The 16779-nt window shown below is 35.8% G+C and carries 19 protein-coding genes; 3 read left to right on the forward strand and 16 right to left on the reverse strand.

Going from position 1 to position 16779, the window contains the following annotated elements; all coding sequences use genetic code 11:
* Positions 1-141: 141 nt before the first annotated feature.
* From H4J56_RS11400 to H4J56_RS11420, 5 genes are all read right to left on the reverse strand, one after another.
* Complete coding sequence (locus tag H4J56_RS11400; RefSeq protein ID WP_182251952.1) at positions 142-816, reverse strand: hypothetical protein; 675 nt, start codon at positions 814-816, stop codon at positions 142-144.
* A gap of 234 nt (positions 817-1050) precedes the next feature.
* A complete protein-coding gene (locus H4J56_RS11405) occupies positions 1051-1524 on the reverse strand; it encodes a Dps family protein (protein WP_070376816.1) in 474 nt (157 codons plus the stop codon).
* Between the two features lie 207 nt (positions 1525-1731).
* Entirely contained in the window at positions 1732-1821 is a 90-nt protein-coding gene (locus tag H4J56_RS20005) for a hypothetical protein (RefSeq protein ID WP_182217379.1), read from the reverse strand.
* A gap of 28 nt (positions 1822-1849) precedes the next feature.
* Positions 1850-2020, reverse strand: coding sequence for a hypothetical protein (locus H4J56_RS11415; RefSeq protein ID WP_182217377.1), 171 nt, complete (start codon positions 2018-2020; stop codon positions 1850-1852).
* A gap of 126 nt (positions 2021-2146) precedes the next feature.
* Positions 2147-2344: a hypothetical protein gene (locus tag H4J56_RS11420; RefSeq protein ID WP_182217376.1), complete on the reverse strand. Its 198-nt coding sequence runs from the start codon at positions 2342-2344 to the stop codon at positions 2147-2149.
* 510 nt (positions 2345-2854) lie between these two features.
* Here H4J56_RS11420 and H4J56_RS11425 point away from each other — a divergent pair.
* Positions 2855-4801 carry a GGDEF domain-containing protein gene (locus H4J56_RS11425; RefSeq protein WP_182217374.1) on the forward strand — a complete coding sequence of 649 codons (1947 nt, stop codon included), beginning with the start codon at positions 2855-2857 and terminating at the stop codon, positions 4799-4801.
* Between the two features lie 415 nt (positions 4802-5216).
* On the opposite strand, the gene H4J56_RS19915 is transcribed toward H4J56_RS11425, so the two are convergent.
* The 5 genes from H4J56_RS19915 to H4J56_RS11450 form a co-directional block, all read right to left on the reverse strand.
* Positions 5217-6071 (reverse strand): GGDEF domain-containing protein, encoded by an 855-nt coding sequence (locus H4J56_RS19915; RefSeq protein ID WP_182259333.1) that lies wholly within the window; start codon positions 6069-6071, stop codon positions 5217-5219.
* 265 nt (positions 6072-6336) lie between these two features.
* Entirely contained in the window at positions 6337-7365 is a 1029-nt protein-coding gene (locus tag H4J56_RS11435) for a two-component system response regulator (protein WP_182222420.1), read from the reverse strand.
* Between the two features lie 104 nt (positions 7366-7469).
* Positions 7470-7844 carry a hypothetical protein gene (locus H4J56_RS11440; RefSeq protein WP_182222421.1) on the reverse strand — a complete coding sequence of 125 codons (375 nt, stop codon included), beginning with the start codon at positions 7842-7844 and terminating at the stop codon, positions 7470-7472.
* Positions 7841-8110 (reverse strand): hypothetical protein, encoded by a 270-nt coding sequence (locus H4J56_RS11445; protein WP_182218769.1) that lies wholly within the window; start codon positions 8108-8110, stop codon positions 7841-7843. The genes H4J56_RS11440 and H4J56_RS11445 overlap by 4 nt, the downstream gene beginning before the upstream one ends.
* 635 nt (positions 8111-8745) lie before the next feature.
* The gene (locus H4J56_RS11450) at positions 8746-9783 is read right to left on the reverse strand and encodes an AraC family transcriptional regulator (RefSeq protein ID WP_182259334.1); all 1038 of its coding nucleotides are present in this window, start codon (positions 9781-9783) and stop codon (positions 8746-8748) included.
* A gap of 396 nt (positions 9784-10179) precedes the next feature.
* On the opposite strand from H4J56_RS11450, the gene H4J56_RS11455 reads away from it, so the two are divergent.
* Positions 10180-10827, forward strand: coding sequence for an alpha-ketoglutarate-dependent dioxygenase AlkB (locus H4J56_RS11455; protein WP_259364918.1), 648 nt, complete (start codon positions 10180-10182; stop codon positions 10825-10827).
* Between the two features lie 189 nt (positions 10828-11016).
* Here H4J56_RS11455 and H4J56_RS11460 read toward each other — a convergent pair whose 3' ends face one another.
* Positions 11017-12249, reverse strand: a complete 1233-nt coding sequence (locus H4J56_RS11460) for an NADH:flavin oxidoreductase/NADH oxidase family protein (RefSeq protein ID WP_182215984.1) — start codon at positions 12247-12249, stop codon at positions 11017-11019.
* A 103-nt stretch (positions 12250-12352) separates the two neighbouring features.
* On the opposite strand from H4J56_RS11460, the gene H4J56_RS11465 reads away from it, so the two are divergent.
* Positions 12353-12757 carry a MerR family transcriptional regulator gene (locus H4J56_RS11465; protein WP_182215982.1) on the forward strand — a complete coding sequence of 135 codons (405 nt, stop codon included), beginning with the start codon at positions 12353-12355 and terminating at the stop codon, positions 12755-12757.
* A 45-nt stretch (positions 12758-12802) separates the two neighbouring features.
* Here the strand turns inward: H4J56_RS11465 and H4J56_RS11470 are convergent, their stop codons facing one another.
* The 5 genes from H4J56_RS11470 to uraD form a co-directional block, all read right to left on the reverse strand.
* On the reverse strand, positions 12803-13570 hold the full coding sequence (locus H4J56_RS11470) for an EAL domain-containing protein (RefSeq protein WP_182259335.1): 768 nt from the start codon (positions 13568-13570) through the stop codon (positions 12803-12805).
* A 345-nt stretch (positions 13571-13915) separates the two neighbouring features.
* Positions 13916-15241, reverse strand: coding sequence for a guanine deaminase (gene guaD, locus H4J56_RS11475; protein WP_182215981.1), 1326 nt, complete (start codon positions 15239-15241; stop codon positions 13916-13918).
* 4 nt (positions 15242-15245) lie between these two features.
* Complete coding sequence (locus H4J56_RS11480; protein WP_182215979.1) at positions 15246-15779, reverse strand: ureidoglycolate lyase; 534 nt, start codon at positions 15777-15779, stop codon at positions 15246-15248.
* Between the two features lies 1 nt (position 15780).
* Positions 15781-16149 (reverse strand): hydroxyisourate hydrolase, encoded by a 369-nt coding sequence (uraH, locus tag H4J56_RS11485; RefSeq protein WP_182215978.1) that lies wholly within the window; start codon positions 16147-16149, stop codon positions 15781-15783.
* Positions 16150-16153: 4 nt separating this feature from the next.
* Complete coding sequence (gene uraD, locus H4J56_RS11490) at positions 16154-16693, reverse strand: 2-oxo-4-hydroxy-4-carboxy-5-ureidoimidazoline decarboxylase (RefSeq protein ID WP_182215976.1); 540 nt, start codon at positions 16691-16693, stop codon at positions 16154-16156.
* Positions 16694-16779: the final 86 nt, after the last annotated feature.

Below are 16779 nucleotides of genomic sequence, written 5' to 3' on the forward strand. Positions count from 1 at the left end.
CTGGGCTCTTTCAGTTCAGTAAAACGCCTCAACTAAATGAGTAAAATCATTATTTAGGCTATATTACCCTTGTTTATTCATGGTTTTATCTCAAAATTCTTAATTTATTCAATCGCTACTATTTTGTTGGCGCATACGATTTTACTTCATTAGATATTTAATTGTCGTCTGCACGAACTGCTGTAAATTTATTGGAATAACAACAAAGAGCGCTATCCCTTGATCAAAGTCAGGGTTGAGCTGACAATAATATTGAATTTCTGCTTTGTCGCTACAGCGCAACATTTCCAACTCCTGCTCGCTATAATTACTGCTTCGATTGACTGAAACTAAACAACGCAACTGATTTTTATTACTGTTTTTTCCGTTTGGATTAAAACGCGTAAACAATTCCTTGGGTGCAGATTGCCCAAAATGTGGCCAAACAATGGCGGTATTCTTGGCAATTGCTCGATACATAGCAGGGCTGAGCATAGTATCGGCATAATAGTGTTTGCGCCAGGGTCTTTGCAACCAGCTTTTAAAGCTCTCTTTAATTGAAAATAAAAAAGTATTACTCCCCTTTCGATATTGTGGAAGAAATGCAGCAGAAGCCTTAATTACCGTATAATTTGCACTGTCTGTGAAGGTGAGTAAGCAATAGCCTACGATTTGCTCATTATTGAAGTAAAGTCGCAGTTTCCTCTGGTTGGGCTCAGGGCTATCAAAATATTTTAGCAGATAATCTTCTGCATCTATATCAGCAAAACTAACCTTGATAATTTCGCTAAGTGCGTTTCTTTGCCAAGCTGACAACCATTGTTTAGACTGTATCAAGTCTAAGGAGCTGAGTTCACTAATAACAAATCTCTCCCATAATGTAAGTTAGGGTGCTAGATTAATTTGAAAAGCTTATGGGTGCAAGCCATCAATTAAGCTACTGGGCCGATTAGAAACGTTATTTATAGAGTATTTTTAAGGGCTAGTCGGAGTGTTTTTGTAAGGTAGACGCTAAAAACGGAAAATAAGGGGGTGCGATATCCAACCGTTATTTTCCGTTTAATTAACTTATTATGATTCTTTAGTCGCTCTTAACATCCACGCTGTTTTCTCGTGTATACGCATACGATCAGACACTAACGAAGCGGTTGATTCATCATCAGCAGCTTGTGCAATTTTTAAAACTTCACGCGATGTTTTAATGACTTGTTCGTGCCCTTTGGTAAGTAACTCAACCATCTGTGCAGAACTTGGTACACCGTCAACCTCTTTAATAGAGCTTAATTTTGAAAACTCTTTATAGGTTCCTGGTGCAGGTACATCTAGGGTTCTAATACGTTCAGCGATGTCATCAACAGCAATTGCTAATTCGGTATAATGTTCTTCAAACATCAAATGTAACTCACGAAATTGTAAACCGGTTACATTCCAATGAAAATTATGTGTTTGCAAATATAGCGTATAAGAGTCGGCTAAAAGTCGTTTTAAACCGTCTGATATTTCCGTTCTATTTTCTTTATTTATGCCAATATCTATATCAGTCATGTAATTTCCTAATTTTTAGAATTTGATAAATGTATAACGCCTATCGAACGAACGATAAATTGTTGACTAAAATTGAAAACTTCAAACGCCAGTCAACTGTTTGCGTTTGTTTGAGCAATTTAGATAATTACTCTGCTTTGATTTCTAAAGCAATTCATATCATAACACAAATCACCCTTGCCTATAAACCAAGTGTTTTATTGCATCTTAAACCCGTGCTATAGGCGCAGTAATTTGTGTTGTTGCACTATCTTTTGCTTTTTTGGCGGCACTAAACAGATTCTCTTCAAATACCATGTCTAATCCTACCGCTTTTTCATTACCTTTAAGTGGCTCTATCTATATAGGTAATTGCCCAATATTCATCTCCATTATTTTGAGAGTTAGGATTAAAATTAGCTCTATACATTCGTTGTTGTTCGATAAAATAATTAACTTTATTTTGGTACATAATAAATGACGCCAATACCATTAATACCTGGGTAGGTATCTGCAAGGTTAGGCCTTTTAGAAAATATTTTCTAATGATCTGCCTGTATTTTTTGTACAAAAGCCTGAATGTCCGCAGTACCTGACTTTAAGACTACCTCGTAGTGAAAAATTTGTTTAGCTAGCTTTTGAATCATTGCATATATTTTTGAGTTCCTTTTACAAAAAAATCTAATGTTTGAAGGTAAGTAATTTCAATATCATGCTGAGGTTTAGGGCGAGAATAGTAGCAACCTTGTACCCGTCCAATATTAAGTTGTTTGCAGGGCTGTCCCTGTTGCTCAGTTTCGACTCCTTCGTCAATAATGTTAAAACCTAATATACTCACCATAGATACAAGCCCTTTGTTCAGTGTAATATCAATAGGCATTAAATTTTGTCAATTTTTACCATTGGAATATTCAAGTTCCAAATGAATCTAGAATATTAAATCTAGGTAGGCCTCCCCTTTTATGAGTTAGAGCTAACCGCCTATTTTTGCCACACAGTGAAAGTTAACAAATATAAAAAAGCAGATATTATAGATTACTATATAACGGACTGAGTTCAGAAACCTGATACATCCTACCCACGAATAAATTCATGAATATCTAATTATATTAAGAATTAAAAGAGTTACTCTACTTTTGCATATTTTCTTATAACTCCTATATTTAGGAGTGTAAAATCTAAATTTAACAAAACGGTGATTCGCGAACATTAATCAACTACACTTTATTTATCTAATTTTAATGCTGAAATTTTTTCGATGTTTAGGTATATTGAAAAAAATTATTCATGGGTATTATTAGCTGCCTTGGTTGCATCTACATTACAAGGACTACTTGTGGCGTATCGGAAAATGTATAAGCTAAAAAAACTGCTGGTCAATTTTGTACTTTTATCAATTTTTGCTCTTTCACTACGAGCATTTGCTTCGATGGAAGAAATCCAACCTTTTGTCTCACTACACAAGAGTCAACTAGGTCGGCTACTATTAAAAGCGGAAAGTAAATATGCGATAAACCCAAAAAAAACATTAGAGCAATTAGAGCTATTAAAAGCATCAGAAACTTGGGAAAATACTCCCATTATAAATGCTAAATATTATATTTTAAAAATCCAAATTCAGAGGGCGATGTCTTCCCCTCAAGAAGAAAATATCGCCGTTGAAGAACTAACTAAATATGCAGAGGAAAAAAATATAGATTGGCTGATGTTAGAAGCAAATTATCAAAAAGCTAATATTGACTTAAGCCGAGATGGAAACACCAATTCTGTTTATAATATTATTGAGAATACACTACAAGCCGCAATAAATATAAATTTCAACCACTTAGTTGGTAGGCTCTATAACTTACGAGCGATTTATAAACAAAGCAGCGGTGATAACAGCGGTGCATTAAAAGATTATTATTTGGCGTTCGATGCTTTAACTCAATACCCTAACGAAGACTGGACGGTAAAAATCTACTCCAATATGTCTATTATCTATTTGGAAATTGAAGACTTTACTAAAGGTTTGCAAATTAATGAGTTAGCTTTTCAGTTATATGATGACCAAAAAATAGATAATATACAGCTGAAAACTTCTCTACTGATAATGAAGGCACTCTTCTTGAGAAATATTGGCAAAATCGACGAAGCAACTAGCACACTTTATCTTGCCAAAGAGAGTGCAATAAAGTCCGGATCAATTAATTTGATTTTAAACGTAAAAAATAACCTTTCAGGTGTATTATTACAGACCAAAAATATTAACGAAGCAAAAAAAGAAGTTCAAGAATGTATCGATGATTCTATTAAATACGGTGTAACTTCGGTTTTACATCATTGTCGTTCTAACTTAGGGCATATTGAAATAGAGTTAGGGCATTATTCTAGTGCCATTGAGTTACTGATTGATGCTAAAGACAGTTTTGAAAAACAAAACAATATTAAAGCCATGATTCAACAACAACTAAGCTTAAGTATCGCTTATGAACGTTCAGGTGACTATCAAAAGGCATTAATTCAACTCAGAAGTTATTATGAAAAACATGTTGAATTAATGTTTAATGAACGTGTAAAAGAAGTCGCTGAGATTAATGAAAGCTACGAAGCTAAGTTAAAAGATAAACAAATAACCTTGCTACAAATTAATAACGATTTACAATCATCTAAGTTAAGTGAAAGAACGCTTTCTAATAAACTATTAATTCTAGTGTCAATTTTTAGCGTTATTGTTTTATTCGTCTTAGTTAGTCGTTATTTTTCAATCTGGAAATATAAAAACAAACTAGAAAAATCAAATACTAAACTACTAGAGAGTAGCTTAATCGATCCGTTAACCAAATTGGGTAATAGGCGTGCACTTACTGAATATATAAAAGTATTTGATGCTAAATCTAGCAAAGAAGAAACAGATTACTGCATTGTTATCATCGATATAGATCACTTTAAACAAGTCAACGACACATATGGGCATGGTGTCGGGGATGAAGTACTCGTTATAATTGCTAAGTTATTAAGCACTAAAATTAGAGAAAGCGATATTTTAGTACGTTGGGGTGGAGAAGAGTTCGTTTTAGTTATAGAAAAGAAGCAGCAAGTTAATGAACTTTCGATGGTTAATAGAATAATTCAAACAATATCCAATGAAACAATTAAAACTACCATGGGCGATTTGAATATTACTATATCTGCTGGTGCAACGACTGTTTCAACATGCAATATAAATAGTAATGAATGGCCTGAAATACTTGATAGGGTAGACTCTGCGCTTTACAAAGCAAAAAAGAATGGAAGAAACCAAGCTGTTATGGTTTAAAATATCAGTTATTATAAAGCTAATTTTTTAGTTTCATAAATTTTTTTACTGAAAGTTAACTCGACTCAGGCTCTGTTTCCAACGTCTGTAGTATCATAACCACTGATAGAGTCACTGCATCTTAAAAATCATGTCAGATCTTAAGATTGAAATTTTGCTAACTTAAATTTAACGCACTGAAAAAATCAAGGACTCTATGGCGTTATTTGCTCCAAACCGCCTTAAATCTAATAAAAGTTTACTACACAAAAATGTGAATTAAATGTCTGTTTTCGATAATTTCAATTAAGAATAAATATTAATTTTTCAAATTTACGGTTATAAAAGTCCTTTACAGGCAAGGGATTCATCACCGATTTTAGTAAAAATATAGAGTAAGGTTTAAAGCGTTCATAACAACAATAATTTATCCTCGTTATTTAAGCTGTTTTTGCTGATACATCATGCGGTCAGCGTGACCAATTAAATCATCTAGTGATTCGCCATGTGTTTTCCAGACAGCGAGACCATAAGAAATTGAAGTAGGTGTGTTTTTCGCCAAACTATACTCATCAACCCCTTTCGCTAGTCGTTCAGAAAGTTTGGTCACATGATTTTCAGAAAATATATTAGTCAAGACAATGATAAATTCGTCACCCCCCCATCGCGCCAAAATGTCTTCTGTCCTCAGTTCTTTTAACAGCCCTTTCGCCGTGTTTTTTATCACCATATCGCCATATTGATGACCGTTAACATCATTCAATAATTTTAATTTATCGATGTCAGCAATCATAACCGCATAGAGAAATTTATGATTAAGACATTGATGAGTTCCCCTATTGAATGCCTCATAGAAGCCAAACCTATTTAGGGTATCTGTAAGTTGGTCTAATTGAGCTTGCTCCTTATAAAGTGCCATATTTTCAGTTTCGCGGTCTTTATCTTCAAAAAACATAATCACACCATTACTTTTATCATTACACCTAATATTGGTAAAAGATGTTTTACAGGTTTTGTGGCCTTTAATGTTAGTTCTAATCGCTATTTCTCTGATGTATCGTCTTTGATTATTTGTCATCACATCTGACAATATTAATTGCAGCTCATTAGACATTAACTCATTGATTAACATTGATACCTGCTTAAGGGTTTTAAGTTCGGCGGCGTTAGGAGTAAACCATAGTGAAAATTGAATGTTCACATGGAGCAACTTACCATCAACATCAAATATTGCTACGGGTATCGGCATCACATCTAGAAAACTTCTAGACAACGAAATTGGTTTATTCACTCGATGACTTAAATTAAACAAGTGGTCACCAACCTTCTCAATATCAGTAAAATCATAAATATTAATCCTTTTATAAAGGTATCGACCTGAAGATTATTAATTGAAAATCTGCAGGAATAAAGCCTGTCCATTTTGTTATCTCGCTCGTAACTCTAATGGCGACTTAACCACTAATTTTTAGTTATTTAGTTTGTTGGAAGTTTTTCAATTAATAATGCTTTTGTCTGAGAGTATGGTGATCTTAAATAACGAAATTTCAAAATCACTAAGATACTTTGTTAATAAACGATGAACTTGCCTTTAACTCTGGCCACTTATTTCTTATAAGTAAAATATCCGGTAACACCGCATTGAAAAGTTTAATAAGATCGGGATCAAAATGACTTCCCGACACTGAATTCATATGAGCAATAGCCTTATCAACTGGCCATGCTGCTTTATATGACCGCTCAGATGTTAGGGCATCAAAGACATCAGCAATAGCAACGATTCGCCCAACCAACGGAATTTCTTGCCCTTTAAGATGATTAGGATAACCAGAGCCATCCCATTTTTCATGGTGAGTTAAAGCAATACTAAGCGCCATACTTAGTAGTGGAGAGTCATTTTCGCCGATGATGTCGGCACCAATATTGGCATGGGTTTTCATAATAGCCCACTCCTTGGCATCTAATTTCCCCGGCTTTAATAAAATATGATCGGGTATACCAATTTTGCCGATATCATGCATTGGGGCAGCATTAAGAAGTGTTTCTTGAGAAAACTCATCTAAACCAGCAGCCCTAGCAATTAGTTTTGAGTAGTGGCTCATGCGAATAACATGTAATCCAGTTTCATTATCTTTATATTCGGCGGCTCGTCCTAACCGCTGGATAATTTGCATTCTGCTTTCTTTTAGCTCATTTACCCCAACCAAAGACAAATGGGTTTTCACTCTGACGCGTACTATTTCTGGGCATATCGGTTTAGTAATATAATCGACGCCCCCTGCTTCAAATCCCTGACATTCATTTTCCATATTAGACATTGCCGAAACAAATATAATAGGAATATGAGCGGTACTTTTAATCTTTTTTAATGTTCGACAGACTTCATAACCGTCCATTTCTGGCATCATGATGTCGAGTAAAATTAAATCAGGCTGCTGCTCTATTGCAATTTCAATGGCACGCTGGCCATTTTTAGCAAACACCAATTGATAATTTCCCACTAGCACTTGATTAATGACCTGTAGGTTATTAGGTTCATCATCAACCACCAAAATTTTCGCTTTAGCATTATAAGTTAACTGCATTTGCTGACTCCTTGCTCGGTAGTAATTCAATATCGATTAACGCTATGACTCCTCGTTCAAAATAAAAGTCGGCAATAGCACATCGTAACTTGTTGGTCAGCTCATCAGGATTGTTTAAATGAGGCAATTGCTGAATTAATTTTTTTTAAAATCAGGTCAAATAGCTGAAAGTTCTTGAATAATTCACGTAGAATTTTAATTTGTTCAATAGCTTCGAGCTTGCTCATAACCGGGTAAAGTTGACGGCTATTAGTTGGTTGAACTAATCCGTTGATTAACGCCAAACTGCGGGTAAAGGTATGTGTTAAAATAGTCAGGTGATGTTGTGCTGCTTCGATATTTTTACACTTAAAGTCATCATTCATAATGGGCATTTGAAAATCCATCAAGACAATATCAAAGGTTTTACTTGGAAATATTTCCACTGCTTTTAGCCCATTAACCACCCAAGTAATCTTATGCCCATCGACTCGCATCAATATGCTACCTCAACACCTGAAACATAACCTAGTGCATCTGCGATGGTAGTCACGCCAAGGTAATCTATTTCATTATGAGTAAGCAGATACACAGCGGCAGCGACTTTATGTAAAGTCTGCTTTTTTTTTGATAGTGAGGTTATTTTAAGATTGAATAGTTCGGTAAGACTAATACCCGTAATATCGATGCTAGTATTGTTTGCATTAGCCAGTGCACTAGCACTAAATAATAGTGTAAGCACTTGTGCGGTATGTAATATTCTCATGATTATATTCCTTTATATTACTTATCCTTGTCGCAAAAATTTATTATCCAAAACTATAATAAAATCATAGGATACGACTGGATGTGCTCAAGTAGCTTTTAATACCTGAATTAAATATATTTGCCTTAACGACCACAACGACGATGATCAATAAATTTGTCTTCAATTAAACGATTCACTAAACTCGCTTTTATTTAGCTAACTATAAGCGTTTATTTAGAATAATCCTTAACCAGTAACGACATTATCTAGACAACTAAAGACACCTCACTAAGTGGCTAACTTATAATTATTATCTTTATAACAACTAAGCTACATAAGTATGGGGTCAGCTGTTTTCAATATAGCTTTTTAGATCATTAATAAAGATTACCAGGTAATAATAACGCCTTAATATCGCGAGTTAACCCAGTAAAACAAGTTAAAATTATTGATGTTAATAAAAGTTGAATACGGTGGGTAGATTTAATGAGAAAATTGTAATTTCATTGGCTATTCAACAACTACAAAACTTTTATGAGCAAGTGTTCAGTGTTTAAAGTGTCTAGTACCATAATGAAAACAGTTACGTTAAATTAATACCAACTGACAGGGAGTTACATAGCCAACTATTGAGTTACCAAGATGTACATTATTTACTGATAATCTGATGGCGAAACACCTGTCCATTTCTTAAATGCCCTAGAAAAACTTGATGGCGAATTAAAACCCAGCCGATAAGAAATTTGAATTAAACTCAGCTTATTTTGCTTTAAGAGTATTTGCGCATGATTGATTTTTTTTGTTTTCAATAAAGTACTAAAGTCAGTATTAAAGCGTTTTAAACGGCGTTGCAAGGTCTTGACACTAATGTTCATCTGCTCAGCTACAAAAACGATATTTAGATTATTTGAAGCAATATTTTCTGTCATTAAATTCTCAATATCAGAGAGTAATTGAATATAAGTTTTAGACAATTTATTATCTACGAAGGGCTCTAAACCAATCGAGTGCGTTGAAAATAAATTTTTGGTCGCAAGAACATTTTTCTTAAAAACAATGACATATTTCCCGCTATCGGTGTACGTAACCGGATAGTCAAATGTTTTTTCAAAGCTGTTTCTTTGACTTTTTAAATCAAGCGTTATCTTTGAAATAATATCTAAGTGGGCAGGAAATATTTGATTAATTATTTTATAAACCAGACAAAATCCAATTTCTAGTGTCGTTCTATGGACATTAACCAGCTCTGCCCGCGATGAAACAACTAATAAGTTGCAATCGCCCTTAACGACTAAAGTGACCTCAATCAATTTATTCATTTGCTCACTAGCAAAAATAATTTTTTCTAATAAATCACCTAGCGATTTAGCATCTGCTACGATGACACCCGTATGACGTAAGAAATGCAGTTGAAAAATAGCAGCCACTGCAGCAGGTAAGGCATCTAAGCCTGAATATACTGCAATATTATCATATAGCTTAAGCACAACGTCCCGTTGAATAGAATCTAACTCACGTAAAGAAGCGACGTTAATACCTACTGACGATAATAATTTGTTTGCTGGTAAATTTTGTTGTTGCAACGCCATATAAATAAGACGTATCCAGCTACCGTCAACGAACTGCTTTATATCGTAGCTATTTTGCTCTGGGTGGATAATTGCATAATTTAGTTTTTTAACCACGTCCATGGGCTTCCAAAATAGATTTATCTTACATAATTGACAATGAGTATTAGATAAAACTACTTACTGCAGTAAAGGTCCTACTTAAGACATTAATCATATGTTTTTTAACAATTTTAGTCTTAACCCACGAAGTCTTTATCTTCACCGTTAAGGACATTTTTAATTGCAGAATATTATTATGCTCAGACAGTATCTAAATCCAATTTCATCTTCAATCAGGGAAACCCCCTACAAAATGTTGTTTTATTGTGGTAAATATTGCTGAATTTTAAAGTGGCGACGTAAGTATCGATGAGTTTTATTATCTACTGTGCTATTATTTTCAAAAAGTTCAGGTAATTGCTTGGGGGTGTTAACTTAAACACGCTTAGCCCATTTTCATTAACTGCTGTCTGTACTATGGCTACTTCACCTTCTCATTTAAGTGTTATCGACATGGATCTATTTTCATCTTTATTTGAACAGCCGATTAATCTTTTGCCATATGATGGTGATGTCGATTATTTTGGTGAAATTATCTCTTTAGACGATAGCGACTATTACTTTAATCGCTTACTTAACGGTATTGATTGGCGTTGTGACCAAGCAGTTATATTTGGCAAAACTATTGAAACAAAAAGAAAAGTGGCTTGGCATGCTGCTGAATGTTTTAGCTATACCTACTCAAATATTACTAAAACAGCGTTGCCTTTTACCGATGATTTGCTTTCATTAAAAGCACTTGTCGAGCGCCATAGTGGTGAAACTTATAATTCATGCTTACTTAACCTTTATCACAGTGGAGAAGAAGGCATGGCTTGGCACAGCGATGGTGAAAAAGATTTAAAGGACCAAGGTGCGATTGCATCGTTAAGTTTTGGTGCTGAAAGAAAGTTTGCTTTTAAGCACAAGATATCAAAAGAAGTCATTACCTTACCCCTTAAAGCGGGCAGTTTGTTAGTCATGAAAGGGCCAACACAACAGCATTGGCTACATCGTTTACCACCAACTAAACTCATTAAAGACGCAAGGATAAACCTTACGTTTAGAACGATTGTTAACACATAACGTATTATCGTTAACAAGAGTAATTTTCGTCACTTTATATAAGCAAGGTGATGAATATGCCGCCATTAACCGTCAAACTATGCTTTATTGTCAACTTCCTTAGGCCCTAGTCAACCGCTAATCAACGGGTTTACGCGACACTATCTGTTGACAATGCCTTATATAAGATTAAAAAAATATCAATATGCCCTATTCATTTTCATAAGTTTTTCGATAGATTTTAGTCAGTTTTTTAAGTCGTAGTTGGTCAAAAATCAGTGAAAATAATGGTGATGAGTTTAATTTTGGGGCTTTACCTTTGCCAATACGTTGTAACTGACGTTTGGTAATAGCCATAGTTGCAAGTGCGGCTAAAGTTTTATCTTGCCATTTTACTTGAGGTAAAATGGCTACCGCGTCTGGTGACGTTTTCCAGCGTTGAGGAAGATTTGGACTAAAGGCCAGCGCTCTGCCAATGCCGACCATATCTACGCCTTCATCTACTACTTTTTGTGCAATCGCTAAACGGACAATCCCTCCTGTTGTCATAATTGGCATAGGAGCTTGTTTGGCAATTTCTTTCGCAAACTCAAGAAAATAAGCTTCTCTATTTAGGGGCTGTCCATCAGCTGTATTACCCTGCATTGCTGGACTTTCATAGCTACCACCTGACAATTCAACTAAATCTACGTTTAAATGGCCAAGTTCTTTTACCACAACTAAGGCATCTTGTGCATCGAAACCACCACGTTGGAAATCTGCGGAGTTTAACTTAACCGCTATCGCTATATTTTCAGGTATAACTAGCTTGACCGCTTTAACAATTTCAAAAAGGAGACGAGCACGGTTTTCAAGGCTGCCACCCCAGTTATCATTTCTCTTATTGGTCAGCGGCGACAAAAATTGTGATAACAAGTAGCCATGGGCTGCGTGGATCTCGATACCATGAAACCCAGCTTCAACAGCACGTGATGCTGTGATAACAAATCGCTGAATTAACGCTTGAATTTCAAGCTCGGTCATCGGACTTGGTTTACTAAATAACTGACTATGCTTCCCCATATCCAATGCAATATCTGAGGGAGAAAACACTTGCCCTCCCATAGCAGCATAGACTTGTCGGCCAGGATGATTTATTTGCATCCATATTTTTGTGCCATTTTTGCTTGCTATTTCAGCCCACTTTTTAAAGGGCTCTAAGGGTGTATTTGCCTCTAAAGCAATACCTCCTGGGCCGGTCATTGCGCGGTGATCTACCATAACATTACCCGTAATAAGCAGGCCAGTACCTCCCGCAGCCCATGTTTTATATAGTTGAAAAATATCATCGCCGGGTAAATGGCCTTCAACAGCCATATTTTCTTCCATGGCGGCTTTTGCTAAACGATTTGGCAAAATTGCGCCATTAGGAAGAGTTATCGGTGTAAATACAGAGTGACTCAAGTAGAACTCCTGTTAATAAGTTTAACGAGCTGGATTTTGTACAAGTATAAGCTTAAAGTTAACTTTAATGTCAACAGTTTACATACGCATAAAGTAGGTACCGATGAAAATCAGCGAGTTAGCAAAAATAAGTGGTATAACAGCCTCTACTATACGGTTTTATGAAGCCAAAGGATTACTCCCTAAAATACAAAGAAATATAAATGGTTATCGACATTATTCGCAAGATAGTGTGCAGCGTTTAGCAACGATTGAATGTGCGAAGCGGCTAGGTTTTAGATTGGCAGATATCTTAAATGTTTTAGCAGATAGTGGCGTAACTGAAGGACTTGATCACAACAAAATAGTCGAACAACTTGATATACGCTTGCTTGAGGCAGAGAGTTTAATTAAGGGACTATTAGCACAACGAGACGAAATAGTATTATTTAAACAACGCTTACAAGAGAGCTGGCAACAAGGTAAATGCTTAGCGGTGGACGAAATACTTTCAGCAGATAAAAGGTAAAACAGGGATAAAAAACTGATGAATCAGCTTGTTAGGCTCTCATTATTAAAGGTCGCTAAAGTCAACCAAAGGTAGATTTTCAAAGCCCGGTCTGGCAAAAAAGTAACCTTGCATTAGTTCAATACCAAAATCACGTAAACAGCGGTATTCTTCTTTAGTCTCTATTCCCTCAGCAAGCGGAGTAATGTTTAGGTCATTAAAAATATTTAAACAATTTTTTACTATTGACTGACGAACTTTATCTTCATTAATGTTACGGATTAACCCCATATCAATTTTTACGATGTTAGTTTGAAAATCAGCTAATAAACCCAAGCCAGCATACCCTGCGCCAAAGTCATCTATTGCAGTTTTAAAGCCTATTTTATTATAAGACTCAACAATATTCTTAATAAAAGCGGTATCATCAATTTTTTCAACTTCGGTAAATTCAAACATTATTTTTTCAATGGGAAAGCTATACTTCTTGGCTGCCTCCAATGTTGTGCGAATGCAACGCTCAGGTTTATATATAGCGTTGGGGAGAAAATTTATGCTGAGCATAGATTGAAGTTTTAACTTGGAGGCAAGAGCTATCGCTTTAACTCGGCAAAGCTGATCAAATAAATAACGGTTATCGTCGTTTACCATCGATATTATTGAATAAGCGGATTCGTTATTTAATCCACGTACTAATGCCTCATAGCCATAAATTTGCTGGGTAGTACAGTTAATGATTGGCTGAAAAGCCATAGTAAAATCAAAATCAAGGCTACCTTTATCTGCGCAGTTAGCACATGAAAATCTGTCATAGATTATAGGTTGTTCTTTCATTTTATTACTCTCATTAGATAACACCTAATTTCTAGCTAATAATTTATAATTATATGCAAAAATAATCAACCTTAATCCAATATTGTAGCTGTATATCAGTAATTAACACTCAATAATTTATATTAATGACCTTAAATATGATCACCTGAACAACAGATAGGCTGTTTGTTGAGCAATGATGCTGATTCTCTATTTAGATATTGTTTAACGAAGGATGAAATATTGTCTTGTCGCACCGGTAATTAGTGTGGTCGACACGAATAACGCGCCAACCTGAGTAAAACCGATCACTAAAGGTAAAAACTGTAAAATTAATTTTAGCTATTACATATCTTATTGTAAGCACTAATCGCAATTAATCTCAGCTAATTCACCTTGTATATAAGTGGCTTTAACCGCACGGTCATCCCCTAATATAGTGAAAGAAAAAAGTTTCTCTGCCAATGATTGGCACTGCTCTAACCGTAATTTCATTAATGGTGTTGCATGATAATCTAAGACTATAAAGTCAGCCTCACAACCCACTTGAAAATTACCTACTGTACCTTCTAAGTCTAGCGCCCTTGCGCCACCTAAAGTAGCCAAATAGAAAGATTGTAATGAATCTAATTTTTTGCCTCTTAACTGCTGCGTTTTATAGGCATCTTTTAAGGTCTCTAATAGTGAAAAACTGGTTCCTGCGCCTATATCTGTACCTAGACCCACTTTAATATTGTGTTGCTGGGCAACATCAAGTTTAAACAGACCACTCCCTAAAAACAGATTTGAACTTGGACAAAATGACAAGGCTGAATTAGATTGAGATAAGTCGCTATATTCAGCATCACATAAATGTATACCATGAGCAAAAACACTACGACTGCCAAGTAATTGATGCTTTTTATAAACATCTAAATAGTTTTCGCAATCGGGATTAAGCGATTTAACCCATTCAATTTCTTTTAAATTTTCAGACAAATGGGTTTGCATATAAACACCTGGGTGCTCTTTTAATAGTTGCCCAGCCAAGCTTAACTGTTCATCACTACTGGTTGGCGCAAACCTTGGGGTGATAGCATATTGCAAACGCCCTTTACCATGCCAATCTTTGATAAGTTGCTTAGACTGCTGATAACTACTTTGCGCGGTATCGAGTAAATAGTCAGGAGCATTCCTATCCATCATCACTTTGCCAGCAATCATGCGGAGATTTTTGGCTAAAGCCACTTCAAAAAAGGCATTAACTGACTCAGCATGGACAGTGCCAAAAACTAATGCGGTTGTTGTGCCGTTAGCAAGCAATTGATTGAGGAAAAACTCACTGATTTTAGTGGCGTAGGCTTTATCAGCAAACTTTTTTTCGGTCGGAAAGGTATAATCTTCTAACCATTGTAATAATTGTTCACCATAACTCCCTATCATCTCAGTTTGAGGATAATGGATATGAGTATCAATAAAGCCTGGGACAATCAGGCCATTTTCAATATGTTGAATCTCTAGGGAATGCTCTAAATCAGCCAACATAGCTTTAGCTGTGCCCAACTGTTTAACCTTGCCATTTTCTATCAGCAAAATACCATCTTCAAAATACTGGTAGCTGCTCTGCTCTGCTTGCTCTTTATCTTGGCAAGGCGTCGAGGCTGGGTCTTCGACAAAATGTAAAATCTCACCGCGAAATGCTTTTACTGACATCGACTTAATCGCTCCGGTTATCTAAATTGAAATGTATGGTAATTTTATTTTCTAAAGCGATTTCATCGCAGTTTTTGCCGACACCTTTTCGGTCAACAACTAAGAAATCAGCGGTTTCACTTAAAGCTAAACTATAATGATGCCAAGTACCTTTGTGGTAATTAACACCTTGGTTGCCTGTAGCAAGAAATACGGCTAATTTAGTCACATCAAATTCGCCCGCAGGTCCAACAACTACCAAATAAGCGTTAGCAGACAAAGGATAAAAAGCCTGGCTTGATAAAGGATGACGTTCCATACAGTCAATGGTTATTTGACCTATACCGGCGTTGATCTGACAGCATTCTTTAGGCGACGAGCGAAAAACACTGATAATACCTTGCCCTGCTTCCTCACTAACATCTAGCGTCGCTAATGCATGATATCTTTGTGTAAGCCCATAATTTATTGATATTTTTTCTACTTGATCATTGACTTCAATCACATCACCAAAAGCTTGAAACGCTTTTTGGCTTAGTGGTTTAGCATGTAAAATCATCTTAGCTGCCACGGTAAGTTGAGTAACCAAAAGCGGTCAGTAATAATGGAATATGATAGTGTTCACCATCACCACTGATATCAAAAACAATATCAACATAGGGATAAAAAGCTTGCTCATTTAGCGCGTTAAAATAATCACTGATCGCAAAATGAACGCGATAACTCCCCGCAGGCAATATTCGTTCTTTATCAAGTAAGGCCGGCACTCGCCCATCACTGTTTGTTTGGCCTTGTGCCAAAAGTGACCACTGTGCTTGGATACTATTGTCACCATCATTTGAACCCTTAAGTTCAAAGAGAGAAATAGTAATACCAGCAGCGGGTTTACCGCGACTAGTGTCTAATATATGTGAAGTTATTTGACTCATAAACTTAGGTCTCTTTTACGTTTGAAGCAGTAGTGGCAGTTTCAGCAATCATTTTTTTGATTCTTAACTGAAATATTTTTCGTTGCTCTTCTGCTGCATTAATGATTTCTTCCACGCGATTATTAGCGTAACGTTTTACCAATATATCTAACATCTGCGTGGCTGTTTTACCTGTGGCACAAACAATAAAAATGAAGCCAAACTTTTCTTGATAGTCATCATTTAATTGCTTTAACTCACTTAATGCTTGTTCTGTCGCTGTGTTAACACCCGATTGTTCTCCCGCGGCAATTTTCTCTGTCGAGCGGTATTTTTCTCTTAGGCTAGACACATCGCCAATTTTAGGGTGCCCTTCAAAAGCCTGCAAATAATCGGCTTCTGTAAGGTTTTTCCAGCTGAGATCAGCGTGTGCAGATAACGCCGCTAAATTGTTATATGGCATAGCAGCCACCATGCGGCTTACCCAAGTATTGGCTGTACAGCACTGCATAAAGGCCAAGTGGGCCGCCTGAGGTTGCAAAGCATTTAACACGATAATCGACATAACGTTTCCTTATTCAAGGTAACCAATAATGCCCTTTTTCTTAAGAGCATTATTAGGATAAATATATAATTTGATCTCATTATTAT

This window comes from Colwellia sp. BRX8-4, from assembly GCF_014077345.1.
Lineage (GTDB): Bacteria > Pseudomonadota > Gammaproteobacteria > Enterobacterales > Alteromonadaceae > Colwellia_A.

What these genes read in the sequence shown, in the direction of transcription:
- H4J56_RS11455 (WP_259364918.1), top strand. Translation starts at nt 10,180, where the DNA reads ATGGCTACTTCACCTTCTCATTTAAGTGTTATCGACATGGATCTATTT.
- H4J56_RS11435 (WP_182222420.1), bottom strand. Translation starts at nt 7,365, where the DNA reads ATGCAGTTAACTTATAATGCTAAAGCGAAAATTTTGGTGGTTGATGAT.
- H4J56_RS11450 (WP_182259334.1), bottom strand. Translation starts at nt 9,783, where the DNA reads ATGGACGTGGTTAAAAAACTAAATTATGCAATTATCCACCCAGAGCAA.
- H4J56_RS11470 (WP_182259335.1), bottom strand. Translation starts at nt 13,570, where the DNA reads ATGAAAGAACAACCTATAATCTATGACAGATTTTCATGTGCTAACTGC.
- H4J56_RS11465 (WP_182215982.1), top strand. Translation starts at nt 12,353, where the DNA reads ATGAAAATCAGCGAGTTAGCAAAAATAAGTGGTATAACAGCCTCTACT.
- H4J56_RS11405 (WP_070376816.1), bottom strand. Translation starts at nt 1,524, where the DNA reads ATGACTGATATAGATATTGGCATAAATAAAGAAAATAGAACGGAAATA.
- guaD (WP_182215981.1), bottom strand. Translation starts at nt 15,241, where the DNA reads ATGTCAGTAAAAGCATTTCGCGGTGAGATTTTACATTTTGTCGAAGAC.
- H4J56_RS11445 (WP_182218769.1), bottom strand. Translation starts at nt 8,110, where the DNA reads ATGAGAATATTACATACCGCACAAGTGCTTACACTATTATTTAGTGCT.
- H4J56_RS11480 (WP_182215979.1), bottom strand. Translation starts at nt 15,779, where the DNA reads ATGATTTTACATGCTAAACCACTAAGCCAAAAAGCGTTTCAAGCTTTT.
- uraH (WP_182215978.1), bottom strand. Translation starts at nt 16,149, where the DNA reads ATGAGTCAAATAACTTCACATATATTAGACACTAGTCGCGGTAAACCC.
- H4J56_RS11425 (WP_182217374.1), top strand. Translation starts at nt 2,855, where the DNA reads ATGTATAAGCTAAAAAAACTGCTGGTCAATTTTGTACTTTTATCAATT.
- uraD (WP_182215976.1), bottom strand. Translation starts at nt 16,693, where the DNA reads ATGTCGATTATCGTGTTAAATGCTTTGCAACCTCAGGCGGCCCACTTG.
- H4J56_RS11420 (WP_182217376.1), bottom strand. Translation starts at nt 2,344, where the DNA reads ATGGTGAGTATATTAGGTTTTAACATTATTGACGAAGGAGTCGAAACT.
- H4J56_RS20005 (WP_182217379.1), bottom strand. Translation starts at nt 1,821, where the DNA reads ATGGTATTTGAAGAGAATCTGTTTAGTGCCGCCAAAAAAGCAAAAGAT.